The organism is Bradyrhizobium sp. 157 (assembly GCF_023073815.1).
GTDB lineage: Bacteria > Pseudomonadota > Alphaproteobacteria > Rhizobiales > Xanthobacteraceae > Bradyrhizobium.
In genome coordinates this window covers 16485-42810 of the sequence record NZ_JADPKF010000122.1, presented here as the reverse complement: position 1 = coordinate 42810, position 26326 = coordinate 16485, and the positions used below count along the sequence as shown (strand labels likewise).

The following is a 26326-nucleotide window of genomic DNA, read 5'->3' as shown; positions in this document are numbered from 1 at the left end:
GCTTGACCTCTCGGTTGGATGAGTCGTCACCCGCGGCATCCCGCCCTTAATTGCCGAACAGCGCAGATCGCGCGGCTTCGTCGCCCGTCCAGCATCTCCCGCGCGACTGGCGGCGAGGTTGAACCGTCGTCACTATCGGCGACGGCTCCGGTCCAACTCATCATTCTCAGGCCGAGCGAATGTCAGTCATTGCCGCCAGTATCTCGCAACCATCGCTGCAGGGAAGGCGGGCAAAGTCGCTGTTCGTGATTGCGATCTTGTCTGCATCATTTCTCGGCCTCGGGCTGGCTTACTTTGCCTGCACGCGACTGATCTCATTGGTCGGGCGTGAGGGGATCGAGGTGTCGTTGTTTTCGGCTGACAATCGCTCGCAGGATGTCATCTGTTCGAACAGCAATGCTTCGGCCTCGCCACCAACGATCCGTACGAACGAGTGAAGCGCTTGGCTCCAGCCTGAATGTTTGTTGGGACGGCCGAGTGCCGCGCCTCTTCCGCCGTTTGAGGGCCCGTCAACAGTTCGGAAACCACACGCGCTCTCTTCCTGTCCCGCTAACTAATCGAAAATCGTTCTGCCGCAAATTCGTGCCCGGGAAAGGGAATGGGGAGATCCAAGCAATGAACGGGCTGGCCATCATGGAAAATGTTCGCCGCTACCGCACCATCGCGTCGCTGTGCCGCCAGACGGCGGCCTTCCGGCCGCTTCATAGCGGTTCCTTGCTGGCGCAAGCCAGGGAATGGGAACATCGCGCCGTAGCGGAGCTGGAAGCCTATTTTGAAGCTTTCTGTCAGGCGGCTTCCGGCAATACGCCAAGCCACTCCGCAAGCCGCGCCGTGAACTGACGGGGACGCGTTCAAATGGAACGGGCATTCGCTACTGAGTAGACGACCTGTGACGCTCTGGGGTCGACAAATTCAGGAACCCTAACAGTCGACAGGCGTCGATGAGGGATCGCAGGTCTAATCCCAGACGAATTGGCGATCGCGTTCAAATGTCCAAGTCTCCGAACTTGCTTGCGGCAAGTCGTCTCTCGGGTTGGCGAATGGCCGGTCCCGGCGGCTTCCGAAATGTCGCCGAAGGGGTGGTCGAGAGTTTTGGCGGGCCGGGCCTGTTTTGGTATGCCGAGGAGCTCTTCGATGACCTGGTGCTGACCGTCGAGTGGCGCCTGAGTTTGCTGGACGATAACTCCGGATTATTTCTGCGCTGCCCGCCGTTGGCCGACAGTCCCCAACCGGCCATTGAGCACGGGTATGAAATCCAGATCGATGATCGAGGACTCGATCCCGAAAAGCAGTCGCTCGAGAGCCCGCTTCATTTCACCGGAGCCATCTATCAACTCGCTCCGGCGGTCAGGTTTGCATCGCGACCCGTCGGGCAATGGAACAGGTTCGAGGTGCATGCCATCGGATCGACGATAAGCGTTGTTCTCAACGGAGAAGAAGTGTCTCGACTGGAGGGCGCATCGCGACAGCCGGTCGGACATATCGGCCTCCAGAACCATCACGCCGGATCGGCGGTGCAGTTTCGAAACCTGCTGGTGGCACGACCGTAGCGCTGGCACGCGGAACTGCCAGCGGCGCCTTTCGTCAGGCCGCCGGCGCTATCAGTCCGACGCGCATATCCCTGGCGACATAGACGCAGGTGTCGTCGGCAAAGACACGGCCGTTCGCAATTCCAACAGCCAGTCTGCCGCGCCTTACATGGCGCATGCTGACCTCGTATCGCACGCGCTTGGTGTCTGGCTTGATGTCCCCTCGAAACTTCACCTCGCCGACGCCGACCGCGCGGCCTTTGCCCGGTGAGCCCGACCAGCCAAGCCAATAGCCGATAATCTGCCACATGGCGTCCAGACCGAGGCATCCCGGCATCACCGGGTCGCCGCGAAAGTGACAATCAAAAAACCAGTGGTCCGGTGTGATATCCAGCTCACCGATGACATGGCCCTTGCCGAATTCGCCGCCGTCGGCGCTGATCTCGACGATGCGGTCCATCATCAGCATGGGCGGCGCCGGCAACTGAGCATTGCCCGGGCCGAAATAACCGCCTTCGCTCGACTTGAGCAGATCTGCCCTTGAATAGGACGATTGCGGAGCGTGAAAGTCGCGCGGATCGGACATGCCATGTCACCTCTGACGTCATTCGCGTCACACTTATCAACTTCCGCTCCCAGCCCGTCGGGTCGTTGCCGCATCTAAGGCCGCTTGAAGCTCTCGCCGAACCAATGCCGCCACCGCGGCTCACTCGCCGCGGCGTACTGTTCGGCGTCGTCGCCATAATAATAGATGGCCATGCTCGCATTTGTACCACTGTCGGTGCGGTAGGTTCCGATGAGGGCGATGCCGGGGGCCGGAGCATTCAGGCGCAGCATGATGTAGCGCTGCTTGGCGTCCTGCTGCACGCGTTCGACCATGCCGGACAGGCTCTCTGGCTGTTGTGGTGTCGTCCGCTCTTCGCCGACGTTCGCGGCGGCGAGACCGAGTTTTTCGGTTAGCCGTTTCCAGACCCCGGACTGGTGGCCTTCGTCGCTAGCCATGGCGTAGAAGGAGGCCGCCTTCTTGCCCGCGAAGTGCGAGAGGTAGACGCGCAGCACTTCAAAGAAGCCGGGCCAGCCACTTTCGAACCCTTCGAGCTGATCATCCCAATCGTCTGTCGAGGCAAACAGTGAATGGACCATGCGAACGACACACCGGCCGCCCGACCTGCTGGTTATGGTGATCTCGGTCGCGACCGGCGGCGCGCCTTCGCTCCAGTTGCGCTCGACATAACCGAAGCGGAATGGCGGCTCCCAGGCCGTGACTTCGCCCGTGGAGCTTCCATTAGGACCGAAGTCGAAGTGGATGGCGCCACCGATGTGCTCGTCCACCCTGGTCTTGGTGAACCAGGCCGTATTGCCGGGTCCCGTCGCCATCGCCTGCCACACCTGCTCAGGCGTGCCATTCACGATCAACTCCATCTCGACCCAACGCTTTCCGGTTTCATCCTTCTTGAGGGGCATGGGGGATCCTTTCAGGGCCGAGCGTCGCGGGGCGCGGGATAGGACGCCACGACGAGCCGGTGCGGTCGTCCGCCCGGCGCACTCTCGTCGTGATAGCGCGCCGCCAGCGCCGCGACGACATTGGTGAGATCGGAGGTGAAGGCCGCGCGATCTGTGGGCGATCGGAAGCGGATGACGGTGTCGATCGAAAGTGTGGCGAGACGCTTGTCGTTCTGGCGGGCAGTCCGCCAGATGTCGCCGACCTCGCGGACGATGCGGGCCGCCAGGGCGATGAGATAGCTGGCTGATAGACGGTCGTTGTTGCGTGCCGGATCGGCGCCGATCGGACCTAACGCAGCCGGCGAGACGACATAGGACGATGCCGTCGCGATCATGAGGCGCTCCGTGAGACCGCCCCATTGGCGCTCTTCGGCCGGCTTGACCAGCTTGTGATTCTCCAAGGCGCGCAGGTGGTAGTTCACTTTCTGGCGCGTGAGGCCAATCCGTTCGGCGATTGCAGCGGCCGAGGCGGGCTGTGACAGCGCCGCCAATAACCGGGTCTTTATTGGGTCCAGCGCGAGAGCTGCGGCCGCGGGGGCCTCAATGACATCAAGTTCGAGCATGCGTTCTAATCGCATTGACAAATTTTTTTGTCAAGGGGCCAATCATTGCCACCTCGAGAGGTTTCGACGGTATGTTTAATTTAACCTGCGGAAACGTCGCAGTCGGGCAACTGCGAACGCTTCCGGACGGCAATGAGGGGAAGCCGCGTGAAGCGTGTGTTGATCACAGGCATGTCCGGCACCGGAAAATCGGCCGTTGTCGGAGAACTCGCGGCAAGAGGCCATCAGGCCGTGGATCTGGATACGCCGGAATGGTCCGAATGGATCGACGTCGATCCCTCAGACACATTTACGCCGAGAAAAGGGAAGGATTGGGTCTGGCAGGAGAACCGGGTCCGAGCACTTCTCGCTGGGCATAATAAGGGCACGCTGTTCCTTAGTGGATGCGCGGAAAATATGGAGCGGCTATTCCCCCTCATCGACAAGATCATTCTTCTCTCCGCGCCAGTCGCAACGATCATGAAGCGCTCGAAGCACGTTCGTCCGACGGTTATGGCAACAGTGAGGAGGATCGGCAAAAGGTGCGCGAACTCATCGCGCTGATCGAGCCGCTGCTCAGAAAATCCGCCGATCATGAGATCGACACGACAGGGCCGGTTCATGCCACGGTCGACGAAATCCTCCGGATTTCCTAGCTCGCCTTACAACGGAAATGCCGATTGTTTGCCGTCGCGTGTCGCCGAAGGACAACATATTGATGCGAACGTCGAATGCCGCCGAACACCACTCCTCCTGCGGCAACGAATTTTCTCCCACCTCGGCCCGGTGTAGCAGGTCGCAGGAAATCGCAGATATGAGGGGGAATCTGGCGCACCCGACACGATTCGAACGTGTGACCTTTGCCTTCGGAGGGCAACGCTCTATCCAGCTGAGCTACGGGTGCAACAGGGCTTCATTTAGCCGATTGGCCGGGCAGGGGCAACCGGCGCTTCCGGGGTCGTGAGACGAAGCTGGCGGGCGAGAACCGCATTTCCCAATCAAAATTCCAATCCGTTTCGGCCAATTGGTGGTACTCTTGCCGCGTTGATCTTCTAGACCATGGATGGGGACGTCCGATGTATAAGAAGGTTCTTCTCGCCTATGACGGTTCGGTCGAGGGGCGGCGCGCGTTGCGGGAGGGCGCAAAGCTCGCACAACTCTGCCATTCCGAGGTCTTTTTGCTCGCCGTCGTCGAGGTCTCCTCGATCATGACGCCCGAGGCCGGGCTTACGATCCCGATCGAGCTGCAGACCGAGGATTACAAGGCCATCCTGAACGAAGGCACCGAGCGGCTGAAGGCGCTGGGATTTTCGCCGACCGCACGGCTCGAGGTCGGTGATGCCGGGCAGAAAATTGCCGAAGTCGCCGAGGAAATCGGCGCGCATCTCGTCGTTGTCGGCCACCGCCCGCAGGGGGCGCTGGCGCGCTGGTTCGGCTCGATCGGCAGCTATCTGGTCAAGCGCCTGCGCTGCAGCGTGCTGGTGGCCCAGACCGAGATCAGCGATGCCGAGTTCGAGCGGCTGAAACCGGCGGAAACGGCGGCCTCCGGATAATCAAAGGCGGATCCGAGCTAAACTAGTTCGCGGGCACGATGATCTTGCCGATCGGCCACAGCGCGATCCCGGCAAGTTTTAAGTGTGCCCAGGCAAAGGGAATGCCGATGATGGTTACGGCCAGTAGCACGGCCGTGACGACATGCCCGAGCGCCAGCCACCATCCCGCCAGTACCAGCCAGATGATGTTGCCGATCACCCCGAGCGGCCCGGTGCCGATATCTTCTTGGCCCGTATAGGCGTCGCGCGAGACCGCCGTGAAGCCGAACGGGAACAAAGTGTAGGCCGCGATATTGAACGCGGCCCGCGCCCAGGGAATCCCGATGATGGTGATCGCCATGATGACGGACGCGATCAGCCAGCCGAAAGCCATCCATGCGCCGCCGAGAACGATCCAGATGATATTGAGAAGCAGTGAGACGGGAGACATGGATGCTATCCTATGTTGACGCAATGCTGGCGAATTGCGCGCTGCGGGCGAACCCGATTGCCCCAAGGCTGGCAGACGCTAGACTGATTCCCACGACGATCAAGCAACAAGCGCGCCAAAGAATACGTCAAGGGAGAAACGTTCATGCGTCCGCTCGAATTCGGCTGGTATCTGCCCACGCATGGCGACACCACGGCCTATGGCCTGATGGATGCGCAGATTCCCGGCTCGCCCGAACTCTGCGACCGCGTGGTGCAGGCGGCAGAAAAGGCCGGCTTTGAATATCTCCTGATTCCGGTCGGTTCGGTGTGCTGGGAAGCCTGGATCACGGGCGCGTTCATGGCGGCGCGTTCGTCGTCGATCAAGCCGCTGATCGCGGCGCGGCCCGGCTACATCAATCCGGTGCTGCTGGCGAAGATGATCTCGACCTTCGACCAGATGTCGGGCGGGCGCATCTGCATCAATCTGATCGCTGGTCAGAACGAAAGCGAGGTCGAAGGCGAGGGCATTCGTTATCCAAAAGAGCAGCGTTACGAACTGATGGAGGAGGAAGTCTCGATCCTGAAGGCGCTCTGGACGACGCGCGGGCCGGTGAATTTCGAAGGCAAGTTTCACAAACTGTCTGGCGCCCATATCCGCCCGCGTCCGCACCAGCAGCCGTTTCCAAAATTCTATCTTGGCGGCGGCTCGCGCCAGGCTTGGGAATTGTCGGCCAAACATTCCGACGTGCATCTGTTCTGGGGCGATTTGCCGGAAAAGATCGCCTCGAATATCGCCGAAATCAGGGAGATGGCGCGCGGACATGGCCGCGAAAACGACATCGGCTTCGGCATGCGCCTTCAAGTGATCTGCCGCGAGAACGAGGCGGACGCCTGGGAGGCCGCCGATCAACTGGTGCGGCATGCGACCGAGCGGCAGAAGCAGGAAATGAAAACGCTTTACAACAAATCGGAAGCCAACCAGCGCGTACAGCAGCTCGCCCGTGAGCATGGCGATCTTCTGCTGCCGCATCTATGGACAGGCATCACAAAAGTCCGCCCCGGCGCCGGCATTGCCGTGGTCGGCAATCCCGTCCAGTGCGCCGATACGCTGCAGCAATTCATCGACGCCGGCTGCCACTCGTTCTGCCTGTCCGGCTATCTGCATGACGAGGAGGCCGAGCGTTTTGGCCGTCTGATCCGTCCCATTCTCGCGGAGAACAATCGCGGCCGGTGGGCGGCGTAGAGCGGCAGCGGTTTGCAGCGTTCATGCTGCAGTGCATCCGCCATTGGGCCAAATGCTGCGGTGCGCTCGCTGGCCTTTATCACTCGCGGTGCCGTGTGGGCGGCGCTAGAGTCGGGCCGCGAATTCAACCGGGTACCGCCAAATGAATGGGTCGAGTTCGGTACTGGCGTGGAGCTCTGCGTTGGAGGACTTCGCGCTGTTTCGAACGCTCAGTTCCGAACAGCGGCTCAAGGCCCTCAACGCCATGGTCCGCCAGGATCTGGTGCGTGGACAAATGCTGGTCGCGCAAGGCGGGCCGTCGGACTCGCTCTTCCTGGTGCTGCACGGCGCGCTGGCGGTGCGCAAGACCGGCTATCTCGAACCGATCGCTGAGCTTCGCGCCGGCGAACTGGTCGGCGAGATCGGCTTCTTCGGTAACGTCCCGCGCACTGCCGATGTGATCGCCATCCGCGACACCAGCGTGCTGGCGTTGACGCGTCCGGCCTATCAGAAGCTCGTCGAGGAGGCCCCCGCCATCGTCGAGGCGCTGCTCGCGGCGCTGGCACGGCGGTTCGCCAAGGAGACCGCGCGCATTGCGCCGTTTCCCACTTCGCCGAAAGCACGAACGGTGGCGCTGATCGACGGCGGATTGGAGCGGCTGCCGGGCGCCTTCGATCGCCGGATGCGCGAGGGGCTGGCCGCGATCCATGCCGAGATCGTCGACTCCGCCCGCTTGCAGGCGATGTTTCCCGGGCGCGCGCTCGATGCGCATGACGTCACCGAATGGCTCAACAAGCTCGAACACACCGCACCGCTGGTGGTCTATCTCGGCGGCCGCGAGGCGTCGCCGTGGGCGCGCAAGGCGATCCGTCAGGCCGACATGGTCGTGTTCGCCTGTCGCGGGGACGCGCCCGCGGCGGCATTGACGGAAATCGAGGCTGTCGCCTGCGAGGTTCATTCGATCTCGGCGCGGCGCCTCGTCCGCATCCATGACCGGCGAAGCGGCGAGGTCTCCGGCACCGCGGCCTGGCTCGCCCGGCTGCCAGCCTTCATGCATCACCATGTCGCGCTCGAAGACCAGGTCGATATCGACAGCCTGATTCGCTTTCTATGCGGCCGCGCCGTCGGCTTCGTCGCCGCCGGCGGCGGCAGTTTTGGAACCGCACATGTTGGCATCTACAAGGCCTTTCGCGAGCGCGGTGCGATGTTCGATATCTTTGTCGGCACCAGCGTCGGCTCCGCCATGGTGGCTGGCTTCGCCAAAAATCTCGAAGCCGAGCATCTCGAGCGCGGCACGCATGAAATCTTCGTCAGAAGCCGAAGCTTTCGGCGGCCGACCTGGCCGCGCTATGCGCTGTTGGATCACAAGGCGTTCGATCGGGCGCTTGCCAGTCAATACGGTCCTGACTGCCGGATCGAGGATTGCTGGCGGCCGTTCGCGGCCGTAGCGACCAATCTTTCGACCCACAATCTCGAGCTGATCCGCACGGGGCCGCTTTGGCAGGCGGTCCGCGCATCGAGTGCGATCCCCGGGCTGTTGCCGCCGTTCTACACGAAGGAAGGCGCGATGCTGGTCGATGGATGTCTGATCGACAATGTGCCGCTGGCGTCGATGCACCAGCTCAAGAGTGGCCCCAATCTCGTCGTGCATTTTGGCGAGCCGGCGGCGGAGATGTTCGATGTCGACTATGAATCGCTGCCGGGACGGCTGGAATTGATCGCCGCCATGCTGACGCCATTCCGCAAGAAGTTGCTTCCTGAAGCACCGAGCGCGGTGAACGTTTTGTGGCGGAGCCTGGTGGCGCACCAGCGCTACGATACGTTGCCGGTCGGGCCATTTGATACGGTGATGCGTCCGCCGCTTCCGCTCGAGATCGATGTCACGGATTTCGATCGCCACACGGAAATCTTTGAAGCCTCCTACCTCTGGGCCAAGGAGGCCATTGCGGCGCTGGAGGCGGGTGGCAGCTCGGCGATCGCAGCCATTCTCGATACCGGCGCGCTGGAACGGCGTCAGGCGACAGCCGTCGCGGGTTCCAATCGCGCACCCAGCAATCGCCTCGCCTCAGCCGCCGGCTTCGGTGCGCTGAACAGGTAGCCTTGCATCTGGGTGCAGCCGAGCTCGCGCAGCATCTCGCGCTGCTGCTCGGTCTCGACGCCTTCCGCCGTCGTGGTCATGTTGCGAGCGGCTGCAATGTTCACCACCGCCTGCACGATCGCCGCCGAGCCGTCGACCTCGATGTCGCTGACGAAGCAGCGGTCGATCTTGATCTTGTCGAACGGGAATCGCTTCAGATAGCTCAGCGAGGAGAAGCCAGTGCCGAAATCGTCGAGCGCGACGCGCACGCCGATGGCGCGAAGCTGATGCAGGATGGCGAGCGCGGTTTCGTCGTCATGGATCAGCACCGCCTCGGTGATTTCGATCTCGAGCCGGTCGGGCGGCAGGCCGGAAGCGGCCAGCGCGCCGGTGATCCGCAGCGCCAGCGTCGGCGACTTCAACTGGATCGGAGAAACGTTGACGGCGAGCCTGACCCGGGATGGCCAGCCGGCCGCCTCGGTGCAGGCGGTCTGCATGACCCAATCGCCGAGTTCGTTAATGAGGCCGGTATCCTCGGCGATCGGGATGAATTCGGCCGGAGAGACCATGCCGCGTTCGGGATGCCGCCAGCGTAACAGCGCTTCGCAGCCCGTCACCTCGCTGCTCGCGAGATCGAGCAGCGGCTGGTAGTGAATTTCGAAGCCGCCGTCGGCCAATGCCTGTCGCAGATCCTGCTCCATCGCGAGCCGCGCCTGGGCGCGCGCATCCATGGAGGGCTCAAAGAAGCGATGGGTGCGGCGTCCCTCAGCCTTGGCGGCGTACATGGCAAGATCGGCATGCTTGATCAACTGGTCGAGCTCGGTGCCGTCCTCCGGCGCGAGCGCGATGCCGATGCTGGCATCGGTCGAGAGATGATGGCCGAGGCACCGATAGGGCTGCCGTAGCGCCTCGTAAACGCGGGCCACGAATTCCTCGACCTCGGTGCGGCTGCCGATCGCGGTCTGGATAACTGCGAATTCGTCGCCGCCAAGGCGGGCGATCAGATCGCCTGGCTTGATGCAGTCCTTGAGGGAGGCTGCGACCGCCTTCAGAAGTTCGTCGCCGACATGGTGCCCGAGCGAGTCGTTGATGCCCTTGAATTCATCGATGTCGATGTAGAGCAGTGCGAATCGGTCGCCGCCTGCGGCCTTGCGAAGCTCGCGCTCGATCTGCTCGCGGAACAGCACCCGGTTCGGAAGGTCGGTCAGCGCATCGTAATGCGCCAGATGCGCGATCTTCTCGTTGGCAAGCCGGCGCTCGGTAACGTCGTCGACGACGTTGATGATGTAATGCGCCTGGCCCGCCGAGTTACGGATTCCGAGCCGTTTGGAGGTAACGTAGCGCGGGCCCATCCCCTGGGTTTCCCAGACATGCTCGTCCTTGAACAGGCCGTCGGGAGATTGCAGCGTCTTCTCTTCATCGGCCGCGATGATCTCGGCGGCGGCTTGCGGAAAGATGTCGGAGGCCGTCCTGCCGATGATCAGGTCGCGCGAAATGCCGAACTGGGCTTCCGCCACGCGGTTGACCAGGAGATAGCGCCGATCCTGCACGTCCTTCACGGTGATCTGGGAGGGGATGTGATCGATGATTTGGCTCAGGAACGCGTAGTTGCGGTCGCGCTCCTGCTCGAGGTTGCGCCGCTCGGTGATGTCTTCCATGGTGGCGACCCACCCGCCATCCGCCAGCGGCTTTCGGACCGTCAGGAATGTGCGCCCGTCGGCGCACTGGATGACGCTTTGGCCGGCCTGACCGCGCCCGATGTTCTGTATGACCGACTCACAGAACTCATCGACGTCGCCATCGAACGAGTCGCGATCCTTGCGATGCTGCATCAGGTCGCGAAGATGACAGCCGGGCTTGACCACGTCGGCCGACAGGTTGTGCATGTCGATGTAGCGCTGGTTGAAGGTGACGAGGCGAGCCGAGGCGTCGAACGTCGCCAGTCCCTGAATCATGTTGTTCAGCGCGGTATCGAGCCGGCCCCGTTCCGTTTCCAGCCGCTGCTGCGCTTCGCGGCTCTGTCGGGTGATCTGTCGGATGATCAGGAACAGGATCAGGGCGATCACCGCAGCGGACAGCGTTGCCGCGATGAGCAGAAATCTGGTTTGCTCCTGCCAGTCGGCGAGTGCGGCGGCAACCGTGTTGGTCGCGACCACCACGCCCGAGTAATGCGCGAGCGGAGCCGCAGATCCCAGCCTGGCGGTCTGGTCGATCGGACTTTGCACGCGCAGCGTCTGCGCGTTGCCGCTTTCCCGCACGCGCTGCAGCAGCGGCGCGTTCGAAAAATTCTGGCCGATCAGTGCGTCGACACGCGGATAGCGGGCCAGCAAGGTGCCGTCGGCATGAAACATCGAAATGGCGGCGCCGGTTCCGAGCGCGACGGAAGCGAAGAATTTTTCGTAATTGGCAGGGTTGATGCGCCGCGTCATCACGCCGAGGAAGATGCCGTCTTCGCCCTTCAATCGATGGGCAATGACGGAATTCAGGTTGCCCGTGAGATAGCTTCGAATCGACTCGGCCAGAATAGAGGGTGATCGCGAATCGAATTTGAAGCTCTTGAAATAGGCCCGCTCGGAGATGTTGAGCTTAGGCGCGGGCAGCGGCCGCGACCAGTTGATCATATCCCCATTGGAATCGAAGATCGAGATGTCGCCGAGGTATGACAGGACGCCCGCCTTCGATCTCATGATCTCGTGCGCTTCCGCGCTCGCGACGCGTTGCCGGAATTCCTTCTCCGAGCCGATGCCGGAAATCTGCAGTCGGGAGATCACGTCGTCGGCGAGCGTGTCGGAGTCCTCGAACTGCTGGTCGAAATGGCGGGCGAGCAGACGAACGGTGTTCTCCAGCTCGCGCTCGCTGTTGACGAGCGCGCGCTCACGGAATTCGCCGACCATCATGGTGGTGCCGACGAAAATCGCAGCGACCAGCAATCCGCCGCAAAGGGTCAGCCACAACACCGGGCCCCGGATCGTTGCGGTAACGTGCCGTCCGGCGGCCGCGGTCCGGGCCTTCATGCCTCGCAGATGGTGAAACAGCTCGCGCATTCTCCCTTCTCCCGGGAACATGCATACGATGCGCGCATCTCATAAGCCGTTAGGAAATCCGGTTACCTAAGCCTTAATCGAGTGTCCTTCGGGCGCAATCGCGGGTCTAGAGTCTTGTTCTGATTGAATCAGAACCGGGCTCTAGCTTTTTTGTTTTGACGCGTTTTCTTGACGCGAACCGGTGTCCACCCACGGATCAAGTCCGAGGGCATGCTTCGCTGGAAAACGCTCTAGCGGCGATAGCCGCCGGCGCGCGAATAGGTGGGGCGGTTTTCCTGTGCCGGCCGGCTGGCCTGGCTGGCGCGCGCCTCGCTGGCGCGCGGGGTCGTCAGCTTGAGGTCCTCCAGGAAGATCGGCTTTGAGAAGTAATAACCCTGGGCGTAGCGGATCTTGGTCGCTGCCTGCAGATAGGCCAGTTCCTCGAAAGTCTCGAGCCCTTCGGCGATCACGGTCATGCCGAGCGCTTCGCTCAAGGATTCGATTGCCCGCAAGATGCCTTGGCTGCGCGGACGCTTATGGATATCGGTGATGAAGGAGCGGTCGATCTTGATCTCGTCGGCGGTAATGTCGGCCAATGCCGACAGCGACGAATAGCCGATGCCGAAATCGTCGATCGAGATCTTGACGCCGAGCTTGCGGAAGATCGGCAGGATCTCGTCCTGGAAATGCGTCTTGGTCACGAAGGCGTCTTCCGTCACCTCGATCATGAAGCGCTTTGGAAAGCCGGTGGCTTCGATCGCCTGGGCGAACGAGCGCATGAATTCGAGATTGCCGGCCTGTTTGGCCGCGACGTTCATGCTGATCGTGGTGTCGGGGCCGAAGTTCTCGTTGATCAGGTCGATCGATTTGACGATCTCGGCCAGCACCAGGTGAGTCAGTTCGTCGATCAAGCCGAGTTCGGTGGCAAGATTGATGAAGGTGCTGGGGGCTTGAATCACCCCCTCGTCGTCGCGCAGTCGCACCAGCGCCTCGACGCCCATGATCTCCTGGGTCCGGATGTCGACCTTGGGCTGGAAAGCGCAGCAAAAGCGTTTTTCCAGGATCGCCACCCGCAGCGCCTGCTCGACTTTCATCCGCGCCAGGGCTTCGCGTTCCATGCTGGCGTCGAAGAACGCGGCGGCGCCTTTGCTGCCGTTCTTGACGCGGTACATCGCGATATCAGCGTTCTGACGCAACTCCTCGTAGCTGCGCCCGTGCTCGGGGTAGAGGCTGACGCCGATCGAGGTCGAGGCGAAGATTTCAGACTGGTCGATGAAGAACGGCGCCTTAAGCCGCTGCAGGATGAAGCGGATGAATTCGGCGACCTCGCTCTCGCTCTGGACCGGGTTGAGCAGCAACACGAACTCGTCGCCGCTGATCCGCGACAGAATATCGGAGTCGCGCAAATCAAATCCCACCCGCTTGGCGATCTCCGCCAGCAGCGCGTCGCCGACCGAATGTCCGTAGTAGTCGTTGATGTGCTTGAAATTATCGACGTCGAGAAAGGCCAATGCAAAAAGGCCCTGTCCGTTGTCGTACTTCAAGAGACTGTTGACGCGATGTTCAATCACGCGCCGCGTCGGCAGCCCGGTCAGTTCGTCGTAGTAGGCGGAGCGGAACAGATGTTCCTCGAACGCCTTCTGTTCAGAAATGTCCGTCGAGCTCGAGATCAGCAGATTGCGCTCGGCGATCCGAACCGGCCGATGCGAGGTCAGGAATACCTGCTTGGTTTGGCTTCTGGCAATGGATTCTTCCAGCACGGCCGGGCGACCGGAACGCAGCAATTCGAGGCAGGTTTCGCGGCGATCGTTCAGGTGCGAGGCCTCCGGTGCGGCGGTGGCCATCTGCAGCGCGGCCGCCGCGGCGTCGTTCACCAGCACGAACTCGCCGCTCTCGTCCTGAACGGTCACGCCAGTCGGAAGCAGCCTGATGATGTCTCTCAGGATGTTCAGTTCGGATTCGAGTGCGCTTTCGTTGACGGCCTGCGTCGCCGGCGCCGGAAAGTCGTGCTTGTAGGGACCCTGCATGCCGCGGAGCTTGGCAAAGTCCCTTGTAGTATTGGTTAAGCGGACTTCCGAAAAGCCGCAACAACCGTAGGAGTCGGCGATTCCGAACGGCCCCGGGCTCGATCGTCATTAACAGAGTGTCAACGCGAAGCGAGAGGGTCACTCAAAGCGGCAGAGATCTGTTTCGAGAAAAGAGGCTTCAGAACGAGAATAGCGGGCGCCGTCGTGCCTAGCTCGCCGGGATCTTGCATTGCATCGTGCAATGCACGCCGGTCTTCAGGAAGCTGATCTCGGTCTTGCCGTCGAACGCGCGCAGTGCCGCTTGCAACAGCTTGGTGCCGAAGCCCGGCGGGCCGACGCTTTCGATCACGGGACCTTCGGTTTCATCCCAGGTGAGGTTGAGGCGATCGTCCGACACCGACCACGACACTTGCAGCAGCCCGCGGGCCGAAGAAAATGCGCCGTACTTGCCCGCATTGGTGGCCAGCTCGTGGAAGATCAGCGCCAGGCTGACCGCCAGTTTGGCCGGCAGAAACAGCGCATCGCCGTTCAAATTGAACCGGACGTGGCCGTAGGGCCCGAGCTCGGAACGCAGCATGTCCTTGATGTCGCAACCGCTGCCATCCAGCCGCGCGATCAAATCGTCGGTCGCCGATAGTGCGCGGAGGCGGTGGTCGATGCTGCTCCAGATCTGCGGCTGGTCCTGCAGGACCTGGTGCAGCACAGCGTGGATCGTCGACGTCTTGTTCTTGAGCCGGTGCTGCAGCTCCTCAACCAGGAGCTTGCGATATTCCTCTTCCTGGACCAGCCGTTTGGAATCTTCCCGTTGTTGAGCAACGATCCTCCTGTAATGCTCGACGCCCCAGATGGCGAAACCGCAAACAGCCCAGAACATCACTAGCAGCGCAAACCGTGCGGAATCGGCCGTGGCACTGCCGAAATTGACGAGGACACCGAGCGCGCCGCCCGCGATTGCCGTCGCGATCCCGATCCGGGCACCGCCGACGGCGGCGGCCAGGAACACGGCTGGAAAATAAGGCGTGAAGAATACGTCCGGACGAATCTGGGCGACACCCCACCGGGCGATCGTCGACAAGACGAGACAGCCGGTCGCGAACACCGTGCTGGAAAGCAGGGAGGGCTGGGAGATTCCCTGCCAGCCGTGCCTGAGCTCGTCGATCAACTTCTTCATCAGGACTGTCACTTCACGTGATCAGCGCATCCAAAATATGGCCGATCATACCGAAAATCGGGGATTTCGTGGCGACGAAGGCAGCAAGGCCAGCCGGGCGCCGGGTGACCGCGATGGAACAAGCTCGCTTGCCTTGTCCGCGAGGGACGGGAATATTGCCGTCAACGAATTTCGACGGGGGTAACGACATGGGACGCCTGGACGGCAAGGTAGCGGTGATCACCGGCGCCACGAGCGGCATCGGATTGCATACCGCCGAGCTATTCGTGGCCGAGGGCGCAAAAATCGTCATCGCCGGGCGACGGGTGCCGGAGGGTGAGGCGCTGGCCAAGAAGCTCGGCGCCAACTGCATCTTCCGCCAGACCGACGTCACGGTGGAAGAACAGATGAGCGCGCTGATCGGGCTTGCGGTGGAAAAATTCGGCCGCATCGATTGCCTGTTCAACAATGCCGGCGGCCCGGCGCAGACCGGCGGCATCGAAGGCCTCGAAGTCGAGCGGTTTGACGCCGCCATGGCGACGCTGGTGCGCAGCGTGATGCTCGGCATGAAGCATGCGGCGCCGCATATGCGTAAGCAAGGCTCCGGCAGCATCATCAACAACGGCAGCATTGCCGGCCGCCTCGCCGGCTTTTCGTCGTCGATGGTCTATAGCGCGGCGAAGGCCGCCGTCATCCATCTTACCAAATGCGTGGCGATGGAGCTCGGCGAAGCCAACATCCGCGTCAATTCGATTTCGCCCGGCGCGATCGCCACCGGCATTTTCGGCAAAGCGCTCGGCCTGCCGGTGGAGGCCGCCGAAAAGACCTCGGCCGTGATGCGCGAGGTCTACAAGGCCGCGCAGCCGATCCCGCGCGCCGGTCTGCCCGAGGATATCGCGCACGCCGCGGTGTTTCTGGCCAGCGACGAATCCTCCTTCATCAACGGCCACGATCTGGTAGTCGACGGCGCCATGACCGGCGGCCGCAATTGGAGCCAGCAGCAGCAGGGCTATGTCACGCTGAAGAAGGCGTTCGATCAGGGCGCGGGGTAACCGTCATTGCGAGCGAAGCGAAGCAATCCATGGTGCCGCATACCGAGCAATGGATTGCTTCGTCGCTTCGCTCCTCGCAATGACGGTTGGATTGGAGCAAGGAGACGCAAATGTCTACAACATTCCACCTATCACCATCGGCGAACGGCCGCCCGTTCTATCTCGCCATCATCGCCGGGCTCGCCTGTGCCTTCGTCATCGGCAAGATGCTGCCGTCGACCATGGACGCAGTTTCAGCGATTGTCGAGCCGCTCTGCGCCAATAGCGTGACCGGTTCAACGCAGGATGTCGTCGAGCCGATCAGCTCGCACGCCTTGCCGAACGTGCCGGGCAAGCGCGTCACGATCGTGCGCGTGTTCTACGGCCCGGGCGGCTTTACCCCCGCGCACCGGCATGCCGGCTCCGTCACCGCTTACATCACCAAGGGCGAGATCCGCTCGCAGCTTGCCGGCGGTCCCGTCGAGACGTTTGGGGTCGGTCAGTCGTTCTTCGAGCCGCCCGGCTCAACCCATCTCGTCTCGGCCAATGCCAGCCTGACCGAGCCTGCGGAACTGATTGCGGTGTTTGTGGCCGATGAGGGCGCACAACTCACGACGCTCGTGAAGTAGGGCAAGGTGTAGGGTGGGCAAAGCGCAGCGTGCCCACCATCTCTCCCCGATGCGGTTTGGAATGGTGGGCACGGTTCGCTTTGCCCACCCTACATACCTGCGCGTTCGAGCTCACACCGACTTCACCACCACCCGCAGCCCGTCCCGCGGCTTCGGGATCGGCCACATCTGCCAGTCGGCCTTGTAGCCTGGCTCCAGCGACACCTCGAGATTTTGCAGGAAATGCCGCGCAAAGCATTTCGCCTGCATGTAGGCGAAGTGCAAGCCGAGGCACATATGCGCGCCGCCGCCATAAGGCACCCAGGCGAAGCGGTGGCGGGTGCGCTGCGCCTCGTCGGAGAAACGCATCGGATCGAACGTGTCCGGATCGGGCCAGATCTCCGGCATATGGTGCGTGAACAGCGGGTTGACGCCGACCAGCGTACCGGCGGGTATGTCGTACCCCCTAAACGAAAAGTCGCGCACCGCCCGGCGCGGCATCGACGGCACCGGCGGCTTCAGCCGCAGCGCTTCCTTGAACGCCATTTCCGACAGCGGCATTTTGTCGAGATTGTCGATGCTGGAGGGATCGTTGGCCTCGATGCCGAGGCCTTTGACTTCCTCGCGCAACTGCTGCTGCCATTCGGGGTGGGCGGCAAGCTCGCCGACAAAGGAGGTCAGCGACGATGTCAGCGTGTCATGCGCCGCCATCATCAGAAAGCTCATGTGGTCGATGACATCCTGGGTCGACAGCAGCGCGCCATCCTCGTGCGTCGCCTGGCATAGCTGCGAGAACAGGTCATCGCCGCCGCCACGCGCGCGGCGGATCGGAATCTGCTCGGCGACGTAGGCAACGATCCGCTTGCGGCCCGCAACGCCGCGGCCCATCTGCGTGAACGGCAGCGGCCGCCGGATCGGCGCCACGGCTGCGGCCACCATGTCGATGAAGGCGCGGGTTATCTCGTCGACCTCAGGCCCGATATCGGCGCCGAGGAACGACGTCGCCGCCAGATCGAGCGTGAGCTGCTTCATCGCCGGATACACCAGCATCTCGCCGGGCTGCGCCTTCCACTGCTTGACCCGCGCGGCAATGCCGCGGTCGAGATCGACGAGGTAGGACTTCATCGGCCCTGACTTGAAGGCGACCGACAGCGCGCGGCGGTGCAGGCGGTGCTCTTCAAAATCCAGCAGCATCAGCCCGCGCGGAAACAACAGGCCGAGGATCGGTCCCCAGCCATGGGTGGAGGAGAACAGGCGTGCCTGGTCGAACAGCACGAGCTCGTTGGCCTCGGGCCCGAGCATCGTCACGCTGGTCTCGCCGAACAGACGGGTGCGGTAGATCAGACCGTATTTGGCGGCCGACTTCTCAATCTGCCCTTTGGGGTCGGCCAGCACCGCCAGCGTGTTGCCGATGAACGGCCAACCCTCGTGACCGGGAATGTGCCGTAACGCCCTGCGGTTCGGCGGCACCGGGATATTGACGGTGGAAGCCACACTCTGCATCGACATGGCAATTGCTCCGGTTGAGCCTCGGATTGCGAGTATTATCCACCGTGTTGGCGGCCTTGTCGCGACCTTAAATAGCGACGCTTGCGGGCTCGGGCCTAGCCGAGGCAGGTAAATAGCCCTTCGTTTCGATGCGGCAAAGCGCGCCTGCCGGCCACAGGGGCCACCGCTCAGGAACTTTGCGGCACGTGGTGTGCTCCCATCAGCTGGGCAACGCTGCTAAACCCGTCATTGCGAGGAGCCAACGGGTCCGGCCTTCGGCCGGCCCGATGATAAACTCCGCGACGAAGCAATCCATGTCCCCGCTTGTGGCACAATGGATTGCTTCGCGGAGCCTGTCATCGGGCGCGCATTCGCGCGACCCGGTGGCTCGCAATGACGGGGGAGAGATCTCCACGCCCCTCACAAGCCCATCACGCCTTCCGTTTCGCGGCTTCATTCTGCAGATCCGGCGCGTTGATGGTCGGGATCGCCACCCGGCCGGGGCCGGTATGGGCAAGCGCTGCTGCCGCCTTTTCGTTCTCCATGATCTTGGCCATCACGGCCTGGCCCGCACGCTCGAACACCGCGCGGTTCTCGATCAGGAATTTTTGCGACTCGCGCAGTTTTGCGACATAGCCGTTGATCTCCGGGATCACGTAGCGCGCGACCATGTCCCAGCTTCGGCGGGTATTTTCCGGGTTGGCCCAGTCGTGCACGAATCCGATGATGGCGCCGACGCCGCCCGAGACCTGCATCAAATTCTTGATGGTTTTTACGAGATCATCCGGCGTGCCGATGGTGGAGGCGGCATTTTCGCCGCCGGCGGTTTTCTCGATCGCATCCTCGGGCGAGGTGAACGGCTCCAGCCCCGGCCGCTGCAACGTGCGGACGTTATATTCGTTGTGCCAGCGCATCAGGCCGGCGCCGGCCTCGCGCTGTGCCTGTTCGCGGGTCTCGGCGATGTGCCAGCTTAGCAGCACGCGCCAATCCGAACGGCTCACGGTGGTGCCGGCCTTCTTGGCGGCATCCTCGGCAAAGCCCCATTGCGTCGGCAGCGCCATCAGGCCTTGCGTCGACATCGAGCCGAGCGAGATGATGCCGATGCCGTACTTGCCGGCAAGCGTCATGCCCGACGGCGAAATCTGCGACGCCACCACGAACGGCATGTCTTCCTGCAGCGGCAGCAGTTGCAGCGCGGCGTCCTGCATGGTGAACCAGTCACTCTTGGCGGTGACGCGCTCGCCCCTAAACAGGCGGCGGATGATCGCGATCGCCTCGTCCTGGCGGTCACGCTGTGTCATCGGATCGATGCCGAGCGTGTGCGCGTCGGAGGCGAGCGCGCCCGGACCGGAGCCGAAGATGGCGCGGCCGCCGGTCATCCAGTCGAGCTGCACCATGCGCTGCGCGACATTGTAGGGATGGTGATAGGGCAGCGAGATCACGCCGGTGCCGAGCTTGATGCGCTTGGTGCGCTCGCCGGCAGCGGCCAGGAACATTTCCGGCGAGGCGATCATTTCCCAGCCTGACGAATGGTGCTCGCCGCACCAGAATTCGTCGAAGCCAAGCGCATCGATCTGCTCGACAAAGTCGAGGTCGCGGCGGAATTGCAGCAGCGGATGCTCGCCGATCGGATGATGCGGGGCGAGAAAGGCTCCGAACTTCAGGCGTGCCATGGGGTGGTTCTCTCCGGATTTATTGTTCTTTGGAACAGCTTAGGTCCCAAACTACGGCGAGGGAAAGGGCAAGGCAATCCTCGAAGCCGGGCGGCCAGCGCATGGTTGTCGCGCAAAGCCAGGCGACATGCCGCAGCCCGGAATTCGTCGATGATCGTCCTCTTACGGTCGAGTTGCTTCTGCCGCGTGCGACGTCGCCTGCACTGTCAGAATGGAGCGGCCTCGAGACTGACCTTCCACGTTTCCTTCGCCGACGACAGCGTGATCAGCGTTTCAGTTCGCTCCACGCCGTCGACCGTCTTAATCGTTTCGGCGAGAAACCGTTCGAGCTCGCGTGGTGTCGAAGCGCACCTTCAGGAGATATTCCAGGCGCCAGCGACGTGATGGCATTCCAGTACGTCGGGTGACGCTTTCACCCCTTCGGGCTGCTCCAGTTCACCATTCGCCCACTCGGCGCGGCCGGCGCTGCTGCGGCTGTCGCGCCGTTTGCGTTGTCGATCATCGCTTGCGCCGCATTCCTGACATGGATGCGTCAGGTCACGGGATGACAAATTAACGTCAATTGCCAAAATTTGATTGTGGGGAATGACAGTGCACGGTCTTTTTAGTTTGCGGTGCAGCAACTATCTGTTCTGGGTAGCGTTCATAGGAACGACTCGCCCCAGGAGCTGCAATTGTCTCTCGCCAAGAACGTCGAATTCCTGCGCCATTTTCCGAAGCTGAACGGCTTCAATGGCTTGGGAATCTATGGCCGAAGCACGTCGCCCGGGGCCGGCAGTCCGCTCGCCGAAATTAACGGATTCGGCACAAACCCAGGCGCGCTCAAAATGTTCGCGTTCGTGCCGGAGCAATTGTTGCCCGCGCGCGCCCTTGTCGTCGTGCTGCATGGCTGCGGCCAGACCGCGGCCGGTTATGATTTCGGCACCGGCTGGTCGACGCTTGCCAAGCGTTATGGTTTTGCGTTGCTGATGCCCGAACAGCAGGCGTCGAACAACGCCAATACCTGTTTCAACTGGTTCAATCCAGGCGACATCGCGCGCGGCCGCGGCGAGGCCGCTTCGATCCGGCAGATGGTCGCGCGGATGGTCGCCGATCACAAGATCGATTCGCGCCGCATCTTCATCACCGGGCTTTCCGCCGGCGGTGCGATGACCTCGGTGATGTTAGCGGCCTATCCGGAAGTGTTTGCGGGCGGTGCCATCATCGCCGGTCTCCCCTACGGCATCGCCAGCAATGTCCGCGAAGCGCTTGGCGGCATGATGCAGTCGACGTCGCGCCCCGCCGGCAAGCTGGGCGATCTCGTGCGCAAGGCCTCCAAGCACAGGGGACCATGGCCGAAAGTATCGGTATGGCACGGCAGCGCCGACCGCACCGTTAACCCGGGCAACGCCAATGAGATCGTCAAGCAGTGGCTCGACGTCCACGGTCTGCCGGCCGCACCGATGTCGATAGGGGAGATTGACGGCCACCCGCGCGAAGTCTGGTGGAATGAAGACGGCGAAACCGTCGTGGAGTCCTACACCATCACCGATATGGCGCACGGTACGCCGCTGGGGCTCGCCGGCAATGACGAGCGGTACGGCGCCGAAGGTGCGTTCCTGATCGAGGCGGGAATTTCTTCGTCGTATCACATCGCAAATTTTTTCGGCCTGACCGAGCGCATCAGTCCTGTCAGCGAAGCGGCCAGGCCGGCGCAGGCGCCGAAGATCGTTCGGTCGGCTGCCACGGAGTCCCTGCAGTCGTCCGATCTCGCCGCCAGACTCTGGTCGAGGACCCACAGGCCGGTTCGCGAACACAAGCCGGCGCCGCGCGAACCGAAGCGCCGCGGCATCGATGTCGGCAGCGTCATCACCCGCGCGCTGACGGCCGCAGGCCTGATGAAGTAGCCGGACATCACAGCGTCAGCCGGATAATTTCAGCTCACATCTCGTCGGTAAGGAACGGATTGGTCAGCCGCTCCTGACCGAGGCTGGAGCCGGCGCCATGGCCGCAGATGAAGCCGACGTCGTCGCCGAGCGGCAATAGCTTCTGCTTGATCGAATTGATCAGCGTGGCGTGGCTGCCGCCGGGCAAGTCGGTACGCCCGACCGAGCCGTTGAACAGCACGTCGCCGACATGGGCGAAGCGCAACTCCTTGTTGAAGAACACGACGCTGCCCGGTGAGTGGCCGGGGCAGTGCAGGATGTCGAAGGCAAGCTCGCCGATCGAGACCTGATCCCCTTCATCGAGCCAGCGGTCGGGCCCGAAATTGCGCACCCCGGTGATGCCGAAGCGCTCGCCGCTCGAGACGACGTTGTCGAGCAGGAATTTGTCGGCGATATGCGGTCCTTCGATCTTGACCTGCAGCGTGTCGCGCAAGTCGGCGGCGCCGCCGACATGATCGATATGGCCGTGCGTCAGCCAAATCTTCTCGACCGTGACGCCGGTCTGCTTGATCGCCTCCAGAATTTTGGGAACGTCCCCGCCGGGATCGATCACCACGGCCTTCTTGGAAGGCTCGTGCCAGATGATGGTGCAGTTCTGCTCGAACAGCGTCACCGGCACGATCATCGCGCCGGCTTTCGCCTGGGTCTCGGTTTTGTCATCCATGGCAGGCACCATATTCTACCTTGAAAAGGGGTCAACACGGGCGGGAACCGATAGGTGATCGGTTTCAGTCCGTGATACGGTTTGCACGGAAGGACATTTAGTGGCGAAAGACGGAAATCGCATCAGCGCCGATCGTGATTTCGGCCGGGATGCGCAAGTCATCAATCAAGCCTCCAAATCGCCGCTCGGCGGGACCCGAACGACGGCCCGGGCGTTTTTTGTCAGCGATCGCCTCAATACGTCAGGCCTCGAGCGCGGCGACGTGCTGGCAACGACGCCGCTGGCGTTTCGCGTCAATGAAAACGGTGTCGTCGTCCTGTTTCGTTATGGCGTGGTGGTCCTGATCGGGCTGAATGCGCTGGAAGAGGAGGAATTCCTTCGCGGCCTGGATCACCGCATGACGGGCAAGTTCGCGCGGCGCGACGAGGAAATCGCAATCATCGAGCTCTCCCCGGATAAGGAGGATCAGATTCCACCCGGCGGGCCGATCTGCCTGCAAAGCCTGTCGCCTGACCGGCTGATCCTGATCTGCGAGGCCCTGGCGAAGAGCGTCGTCCTGGCCCGGCATGAACGCGAGGTTGCCAGCGTATTTGACACGACCGAACCGTTCGCTCGGGAACTGGCGCTGAGCGGGCGTATGCGTGGCAGCCGTCGCTCGATCCTGAAAAATATCGGCAGCGCGCTTCTGGTACGGCATCGGGTGTCGGGGCCGGTCGAGGTAGAAGAGAAACCCGACGTGCTCTGGGACAAGCCGCATCTGGAGCGGCTGTATGCCCGGCTGGAGGACGAGTACGAACTCAAGGAGCGCGCGGAGTCGCTGAACGGCAAACTCGCCGTGATCGCCGAGAGCGCGCAGGTGCTGACCGATATCATCGACACGCGTCGCTCGCTTCGGCTCGAAGTGATTATCGTGCTCCTGATCCTGTTCGAGGTTCTGGTGACGATTTATCAGCTTGCCATGGGCCGGCACCCCTGAACGGAGGTCGTCGTTCCGGAATGGTCCGCAGGACCAGACCTCAGGTGTGCAGTTGCACACTGGGGAATCTCGAGATTCTCAGATGCGCATAGTTCGATGCTTCGCATCGTCCCGGAATGACGGATAGGTGATACTCACCGCTTGATCTGCGCGGTGCGCTGAAGTCGAAAATAAGGCGGACGGGGGACAAATTTGCGGCCGGCTCGGCGAGCAGGCCGCCTGTCGGACGGCCCGGAATCGGCTAAGGTTCGAGCGCCATGGAATCACCCGCCCGCCAGATCAGCCTCGTGCCCGCGCCGGACCGCCGCCAGTCGGAGACGGCGCTGGCGATCGCGCGCGGCACCGCGCGGCTGTTGCGGTCGCTCGGCTTTTCCTGCATCAGCGAGCTGCCGCTGCCGTCGGGCCGGCGTGCCGATCTGGTGGCCCTCAACGAGAGGGGCGAGATCTGGATCGTCGAGATCAAATCATCGGTGGAGGATCTGCGCGCCGATCAGAAATGGCAGGATTATCGGATGCATTGCGACCGGCTGTTCTTTGCCTTCACGCAAGACCTTCCTTGCGAGATTTTCCCTGAAGATACCGGCCTCATCATCGCCGACGCCTATGGCGCCCATCTGCATTGTGAGGCGCCCGAGCATCGCCTGCCCGCGGCGACGCGCAAATCGATGACGGTGCGCTTTGCGATGGCCGCCGCGCAGCGGATCAACCGGCTGGTCGACCCGCAGGGGCATGGGGAATTTTGAAGATGAAATCGTAGCCCGGACGAAGCGAAGCGAAATCCGGGAACGATCTCGCAATCGGATGAACTGCCCCGGATTGCGCGAAGCCTGTCATCGGGCGCGCATTCGCGCGACCCGTTGGCTCCATCCGGGCTACAAGAAAATCACCGCGGCGCGCGCTTGGCCAGAATACGCTGCAATGTGCGGCGATGCATGTTGAGGCGCCGCGCGGTTTCGGAGACGTTGCGGTTGCACATCTCATAGATGCGCTGGATGTGTTCCCAGCGCACGCGATCCGCCGACATCGGATTGGACGGCAGCTCGGACTTTTCAGTGCCACTGGCGAGCAGCGCCGCGACCACGTCATCGGCATCCGCAGGCTTCGAGAGATAGTCCACCGCGCCCATCTTCACGGCCGTAACAGCGGTGGCGATATTGCCGTAGCCGGTCAGCACGATGGTGCGCGCGTCGGGGCGCTTGCGCTTGAGCGCCGACACGACGTCGAGCCCATTGCCATCGCCGAGCCGCAGGTCCACGACCGCAAAGGCCGGTGCGGACTTGTTGATCTGCGCCAGCCCGTCGGACACGGTGTCGCAGGAGGTCACCGCGAAACCGCGGGTTTCCATTGCGCGCGACAGGCGCTCCAGAAACGGCTTGTCGTCCTCGACGATCAGCAGCGAGCGGTCGGCGAGATCGTTCAGTTCGGCAATGGCGTTCAAGGCAGGGTTTCCCGGTTGCGGCTGCAGAGCACTATAGAGCATATGGCCGGCGATTTTGCACTGCCAAGGGCCCCCAGGTCGAGCAGCCTCGGTTTGCGCAATTCTTAACGCCTTTTAATCCACTGGCCGGGCAGCACTTTCGTCGGCCTCGAAGCGGACGCGCGGCCACGCGATCCGCACCACGGCGCCGTGATCGGGAAAGGTCCTGTTGGAGAACGAAACCTTCGCGCCGGTGCGTTCCAGGAGCGTTCGGGCGATGAACACGCCAAGGCCGAGGCCGGCGCGTTCGCGGTGGGTTTCATCGGCGCTGCGGCGCCTTGATAAATAGGGCTCGCCGATACGTTTCAGCATGTCGGGCGCGATGCCGGGGCCGTCATCGGAGATGACGATTTCGACGGTATCCGCGTTCCACCAGGCGTTAACCTCCACCGTCGTCCGCGCGAAATCGACGGCGTTCTCCAGGATGTTGCCGACACCATACAGAATCGCCGGGTTCCGGGCACCGACGGGCTCCCGGGTGGCTGCGACAGCAAGCCGCACCCTGATCGTGACGCCAAAATCGCGGTGCGGCGCCACCACTTCCTCGATCAGCGTAGACAGCGGCATAACATCGAACGGCGCCCCGGACGAGGAAAGCTGGGTGATCTTGGCGAGGATGTCGCGGCAGCGCTGCGCCTGTTCGCGCAGGGTCTTCAGATCGGAGGCCAGCTGGTCGTTATCCTCGACGGTCTTTTCCAGCTCCCGCGAAATCAGGAAGATCGTCGATAGCGGCGTGCCGAGTTCATGCGCGGCGGCCGCGGCCAGCCCGTCGAGCTGAGTCAGATGCTGCTCGCGCGTCAGCACCAGCTCGGTTGCGGCCAGCGCGTCGGAAAGTTTGCGCGCCTCCTCGGTCGCCTGGAACGCATAGAGACTGGTGACGCCGATCGCGAGCACGATCGAGAGCCAGACGCCGAACAGATAGATCGGCGGCAGCACCAGCGGGTCTTCGCTGTCCCAAGGCAGCGGCAGATGGAAGAATACCAGTGCCGAGGCGCAGGCGACCGCGAGCAGCCCGAGGCCAACCGTCATCCGGACCGGCAGCACCGTCGCCGAGATCAGGACGGGGCCGAGGAACAGAAATGAAAACGGGTTCTGCAAGCCTCCCGTCAGGAACAACAGCGCGGCCAATTCGACGATGTTGAGCGCGAGCAGCGCCGCCGCATAGACCGGTTCCAGCCGCTGCATCGGGTTGAAGGCGACCTGCAGCGCAAGATTGAGCAGCGCCGAGATGCCGACGACGGCGACGCAGGCAATGATGGGAAAGTCGAACTCCAGCCCGTGCGCCACGATGAAGATCGCGGTGAGTTGGCCGAGCGCCGCCAGCCAGCGCAGCCGCAGGATCGTATCGAGACTGACAAAGCGGTGCGGATGGCGGAAATCGGAGGCTGCAACGTCGGACATGACTGGAGTTTAGCCGCGCGTACGTGTGATCACAAATTCGCGCAGT

The 26326-nt window shown here is 62.5% G+C and carries 25 protein-coding genes and 1 tRNA gene; 13 read left to right on the top strand and 13 right to left on the bottom strand.

The window, feature by feature from the left end; translation table 11 throughout:
- The first annotated feature begins 179 nt into the window (after positions 1 to 179).
- From IVA95_RS37955 to IVA95_RS37945, 3 genes are all read left to right on the top strand, one after another.
- Entirely contained in the window at positions 180 to 437 is a 258-nt protein-coding gene (locus IVA95_RS37955) for a hypothetical protein (protein ID WP_247515183.1), read from the top strand.
- A gap of 178 nt (positions 438 to 615) precedes the next feature.
- Positions 616 to 840: a hypothetical protein gene (locus tag IVA95_RS37950; RefSeq protein ID WP_247515182.1), complete on the top strand. Its 225-nt coding sequence runs from the start codon at positions 616 to 618 to the stop codon at positions 838 to 840.
- A 101-nt stretch (positions 841 to 941) separates the two neighbouring features.
- Positions 942 to 1550: a DUF1080 domain-containing protein gene (locus tag IVA95_RS37945; RefSeq protein ID WP_346658102.1), complete on the top strand. Its 609-nt coding sequence runs from the start codon at positions 942 to 944 to the stop codon at positions 1548 to 1550.
- Between the two features lie 34 nt (positions 1551 to 1584).
- On the opposite strand, the gene fabA is transcribed toward IVA95_RS37945, so the two are convergent.
- From fabA to IVA95_RS37930, 3 genes are all read right to left on the bottom strand, one after another.
- Positions 1585 to 2115, bottom strand: a complete 531-nt coding sequence (fabA, locus tag IVA95_RS37940; protein ID WP_247515180.1) for a bifunctional 3-hydroxydecanoyl-ACP dehydratase/trans-2-decenoyl-ACP isomerase — start codon at positions 2113 to 2115, stop codon at positions 1585 to 1587.
- Between the two features lie 74 nt (positions 2116 to 2189).
- A complete protein-coding gene (locus IVA95_RS37935; protein ID WP_247515179.1) occupies positions 2190 to 2993 on the bottom strand; it encodes an SRPBCC domain-containing protein in 804 nt (267 codons plus the stop codon).
- An 11-nt stretch (positions 2994 to 3004) separates the two neighbouring features.
- On the bottom strand, positions 3005 to 3595 hold the full coding sequence (locus IVA95_RS37930; protein WP_247515178.1) for a winged helix-turn-helix domain-containing protein: 591 nt from the start codon (positions 3593 to 3595) through the stop codon (positions 3005 to 3007).
- Between the two features lie 147 nt (positions 3596 to 3742).
- On the opposite strand from IVA95_RS37930, the gene IVA95_RS37925 reads away from it, so the two are divergent.
- The gene (locus IVA95_RS37925; protein ID WP_247515177.1) at positions 3743 to 4138 is read left to right on the top strand and encodes an AAA family ATPase; all 396 of its coding nucleotides are present in this window, start codon (positions 3743 to 3745) and stop codon (positions 4136 to 4138) included.
- Between the two features lie 263 nt (positions 4139 to 4401).
- On the opposite strand, the gene IVA95_RS37920 is transcribed toward IVA95_RS37925, so the two are convergent.
- Positions 4402 to 4478: transfer RNA gene (locus IVA95_RS37920), tRNA-Arg, on the bottom strand.
- 172 nt (positions 4479 to 4650) lie between these two features.
- Between IVA95_RS37920 and IVA95_RS37915 the strand changes: the two genes are divergently transcribed.
- Entirely contained in the window at positions 4651 to 5127 is a 477-nt protein-coding gene (locus tag IVA95_RS37915) for a universal stress protein (protein WP_213253637.1), read from the top strand.
- A gap of 22 nt (positions 5128 to 5149) precedes the next feature.
- Here IVA95_RS37915 and IVA95_RS37910 read toward each other — a convergent pair whose 3' ends face one another.
- On the bottom strand, positions 5150 to 5557 hold the full coding sequence (locus IVA95_RS37910) for a YccF domain-containing protein (protein WP_213253638.1): 408 nt from the start codon (positions 5555 to 5557) through the stop codon (positions 5150 to 5152).
- Positions 5558 to 5701: 144 nt separating this feature from the next.
- On the opposite strand from IVA95_RS37910, the gene IVA95_RS37905 reads away from it, so the two are divergent.
- Together IVA95_RS37905 and IVA95_RS37900 are read left to right on the top strand one after the other, a co-directional pair.
- Positions 5702 to 6781 (top strand): LLM class flavin-dependent oxidoreductase, encoded by a 1080-nt coding sequence (locus IVA95_RS37905; protein ID WP_247515176.1) that lies wholly within the window; start codon positions 5702 to 5704, stop codon positions 6779 to 6781.
- Between the two features lie 181 nt (positions 6782 to 6962).
- On the top strand, positions 6963 to 8858 hold the full coding sequence (locus tag IVA95_RS37900; RefSeq protein WP_247515175.1) for a patatin-like phospholipase family protein: 1896 nt from the start codon (positions 6963 to 6965) through the stop codon (positions 8856 to 8858).
- On the opposite strand, the gene IVA95_RS37895 is transcribed toward IVA95_RS37900, so the two are convergent.
- From IVA95_RS37895 to IVA95_RS37885, 3 genes are all read right to left on the bottom strand, one after another.
- On the bottom strand, positions 8774 to 11851 hold the full coding sequence (locus IVA95_RS37895; protein WP_247515208.1) for an EAL domain-containing protein: 3078 nt from the start codon (positions 11849 to 11851) through the stop codon (positions 8774 to 8776). The genes IVA95_RS37900 and IVA95_RS37895 overlap by 85 nt on opposite strands.
- Before the next feature lie 260 nt (positions 11852 to 12111).
- Positions 12112 to 13887 (bottom strand): EAL domain-containing protein, encoded by a 1776-nt coding sequence (locus tag IVA95_RS37890; protein ID WP_247515174.1) that lies wholly within the window; start codon positions 13885 to 13887, stop codon positions 12112 to 12114.
- Positions 13888 to 14095: 208 nt separating this feature from the next.
- Complete coding sequence (locus IVA95_RS37885) at positions 14096 to 15058, bottom strand: sensor histidine kinase (protein WP_247515173.1); 963 nt, start codon at positions 15056 to 15058, stop codon at positions 14096 to 14098.
- A 188-nt stretch (positions 15059 to 15246) separates the two neighbouring features.
- On the opposite strand from IVA95_RS37885, the gene IVA95_RS37880 reads away from it, so the two are divergent.
- Positions 15247 to 16089, top strand: coding sequence for a glucose 1-dehydrogenase (locus IVA95_RS37880; protein WP_247515172.1), 843 nt, complete (start codon positions 15247 to 15249; stop codon positions 16087 to 16089).
- Between the two features lie 110 nt (positions 16090 to 16199).
- The gene (locus IVA95_RS37875) at positions 16200 to 16697 is read left to right on the top strand and encodes a cupin domain-containing protein (RefSeq protein WP_247515171.1); all 498 of its coding nucleotides are present in this window, start codon (positions 16200 to 16202) and stop codon (positions 16695 to 16697) included.
- Positions 16698 to 16808: 111 nt separating this feature from the next.
- Here the strand turns inward: IVA95_RS37875 and IVA95_RS37870 are convergent, their stop codons facing one another.
- Positions 16809 to 18185 (bottom strand): cytochrome P450, encoded by a 1377-nt coding sequence (locus IVA95_RS37870; RefSeq protein ID WP_247515170.1) that lies wholly within the window; start codon positions 18183 to 18185, stop codon positions 16809 to 16811.
- Positions 18186 to 18595: 410 nt separating this feature from the next.
- Positions 18596 to 19837 carry an LLM class flavin-dependent oxidoreductase gene (locus IVA95_RS37865; RefSeq protein WP_247515169.1) on the bottom strand — a complete coding sequence of 414 codons (1242 nt, stop codon included), beginning with the start codon at positions 19835 to 19837 and terminating at the stop codon, positions 18596 to 18598.
- A gap of 101 nt (positions 19838 to 19938) precedes the next feature.
- Between IVA95_RS37865 and IVA95_RS37860 the strand changes: the two genes are divergently transcribed.
- Positions 19939 to 20244 carry a hypothetical protein gene (locus IVA95_RS37860; protein ID WP_247515168.1) on the top strand — a complete coding sequence of 102 codons (306 nt, stop codon included), beginning with the start codon at positions 19939 to 19941 and terminating at the stop codon, positions 20242 to 20244.
- Positions 20245 to 20511: 267 nt separating this feature from the next.
- Positions 20512 to 21723 carry a PHB depolymerase family esterase gene (locus IVA95_RS37855; RefSeq protein ID WP_247515166.1) on the top strand — a complete coding sequence of 404 codons (1212 nt, stop codon included), beginning with the start codon at positions 20512 to 20514 and terminating at the stop codon, positions 21721 to 21723.
- A 34-nt stretch (positions 21724 to 21757) separates the two neighbouring features.
- Here IVA95_RS37855 and IVA95_RS37850 read toward each other — a convergent pair whose 3' ends face one another.
- Positions 21758 to 22426 carry an MBL fold metallo-hydrolase gene (locus IVA95_RS37850; RefSeq protein WP_247515165.1) on the bottom strand — a complete coding sequence of 223 codons (669 nt, stop codon included), beginning with the start codon at positions 22424 to 22426 and terminating at the stop codon, positions 21758 to 21760.
- A gap of 160 nt (positions 22427 to 22586) precedes the next feature.
- On the opposite strand from IVA95_RS37850, the gene IVA95_RS37845 reads away from it, so the two are divergent.
- On the top strand, positions 22587 to 23402 hold the full coding sequence (locus IVA95_RS37845) for an RMD1 family protein (RefSeq protein WP_213253468.1): 816 nt from the start codon (positions 22587 to 22589) through the stop codon (positions 23400 to 23402).
- Positions 23403 to 23659: 257 nt separating this feature from the next.
- Positions 23660 to 24145, top strand: coding sequence for an MmcB family DNA repair protein (locus IVA95_RS37840; RefSeq protein WP_247515164.1), 486 nt, complete (start codon positions 23660 to 23662; stop codon positions 24143 to 24145).
- Between the two features lie 140 nt (positions 24146 to 24285).
- Here the strand turns inward: IVA95_RS37840 and IVA95_RS37835 are convergent, their stop codons facing one another.
- Positions 24286 to 24840 (bottom strand): ActR/PrrA/RegA family redox response regulator transcription factor, encoded by a 555-nt coding sequence (locus IVA95_RS37835; protein WP_213253455.1) that lies wholly within the window; start codon positions 24838 to 24840, stop codon positions 24286 to 24288.
- A 114-nt stretch (positions 24841 to 24954) separates the two neighbouring features.
- Entirely contained in the window at positions 24955 to 26280 is a 1326-nt protein-coding gene (locus tag IVA95_RS37830; protein ID WP_247515163.1) for an ActS/PrrB/RegB family redox-sensitive histidine kinase, read from the bottom strand.
- Positions 26281 to 26326 lie beyond the last annotated feature (46 nt).

Bases quoted from the DNA above. Each gene is read 5' to 3' on its own strand.
- IVA95_RS37910 (WP_213253638.1), bottom strand. From the start codon at position 5,557: ATGTCTCCCGTCTCACTGCTTCTCAATATCATCTGGATCGTTCTCGGC.
- IVA95_RS37875 (WP_247515171.1), top strand. From the start codon at position 16,200: ATGTCTACAACATTCCACCTATCACCATCGGCGAACGGCCGCCCGTTC.
- IVA95_RS37880 (WP_247515172.1), top strand. From the start codon at position 15,247: ATGGGACGCCTGGACGGCAAGGTAGCGGTGATCACCGGCGCCACGAGC.
- IVA95_RS37830 (WP_247515163.1), bottom strand. From the start codon at position 26,280: ATGTCCGACGTTGCAGCCTCCGATTTCCGCCATCCGCACCGCTTTGTC.
- IVA95_RS37930 (WP_247515178.1), bottom strand. From the start codon at position 3,595: ATGCTCGAACTTGATGTCATTGAGGCCCCCGCGGCCGCAGCTCTCGCG.
- IVA95_RS37850 (WP_247515165.1), bottom strand. From the start codon at position 22,426: ATGGATGACAAAACCGAGACCCAGGCGAAAGCCGGCGCGATGATCGTG.
- IVA95_RS37860 (WP_247515168.1), top strand. From the start codon at position 19,939: ATGGTTGTCGCGCAAAGCCAGGCGACATGCCGCAGCCCGGAATTCGTC.
- IVA95_RS37905 (WP_247515176.1), top strand. From the start codon at position 5,702: ATGCGTCCGCTCGAATTCGGCTGGTATCTGCCCACGCATGGCGACACC.
- IVA95_RS37945 (WP_346658102.1), top strand. From the start codon at position 942: ATGAGGGATCGCAGGTCTAATCCCAGACGAATTGGCGATCGCGTTCAA.
- IVA95_RS37935 (WP_247515179.1), bottom strand. From the start codon at position 2,993: ATGCCCCTCAAGAAGGATGAAACCGGAAAGCGTTGGGTCGAGATGGAG.
- IVA95_RS37890 (WP_247515174.1), bottom strand. From the start codon at position 13,887: ATGCAGGGTCCCTACAAGCACGACTTTCCGGCGCCGGCGACGCAGGCC.
- IVA95_RS37870 (WP_247515170.1), bottom strand. From the start codon at position 18,185: ATGTCGATGCAGAGTGTGGCTTCCACCGTCAATATCCCGGTGCCGCCG.
- IVA95_RS37895 (WP_247515208.1), bottom strand. From the start codon at position 11,851: ATGAAGGCCCGGACCGCGGCCGCCGGACGGCACGTTACCGCAACGATC.
- IVA95_RS37865 (WP_247515169.1), bottom strand. From the start codon at position 19,837: ATGGCACGCCTGAAGTTCGGAGCCTTTCTCGCCCCGCATCATCCGATC.
- IVA95_RS37885 (WP_247515173.1), bottom strand. From the start codon at position 15,058: ATGAAGAAGTTGATCGACGAGCTCAGGCACGGCTGGCAGGGAATCTCC.
- IVA95_RS37950 (WP_247515182.1), top strand. From the start codon at position 616: ATGAACGGGCTGGCCATCATGGAAAATGTTCGCCGCTACCGCACCATC.
- IVA95_RS37915 (WP_213253637.1), top strand. From the start codon at position 4,651: ATGTATAAGAAGGTTCTTCTCGCCTATGACGGTTCGGTCGAGGGGCGG.
- IVA95_RS37955 (WP_247515183.1), top strand. From the start codon at position 180: ATGTCAGTCATTGCCGCCAGTATCTCGCAACCATCGCTGCAGGGAAGG.
- fabA (WP_247515180.1), bottom strand. From the start codon at position 2,115: ATGTCCGATCCGCGCGACTTTCACGCTCCGCAATCGTCCTATTCAAGG.
- IVA95_RS37840 (WP_247515164.1), top strand. From the start codon at position 23,660: ATGGAATCACCCGCCCGCCAGATCAGCCTCGTGCCCGCGCCGGACCGC.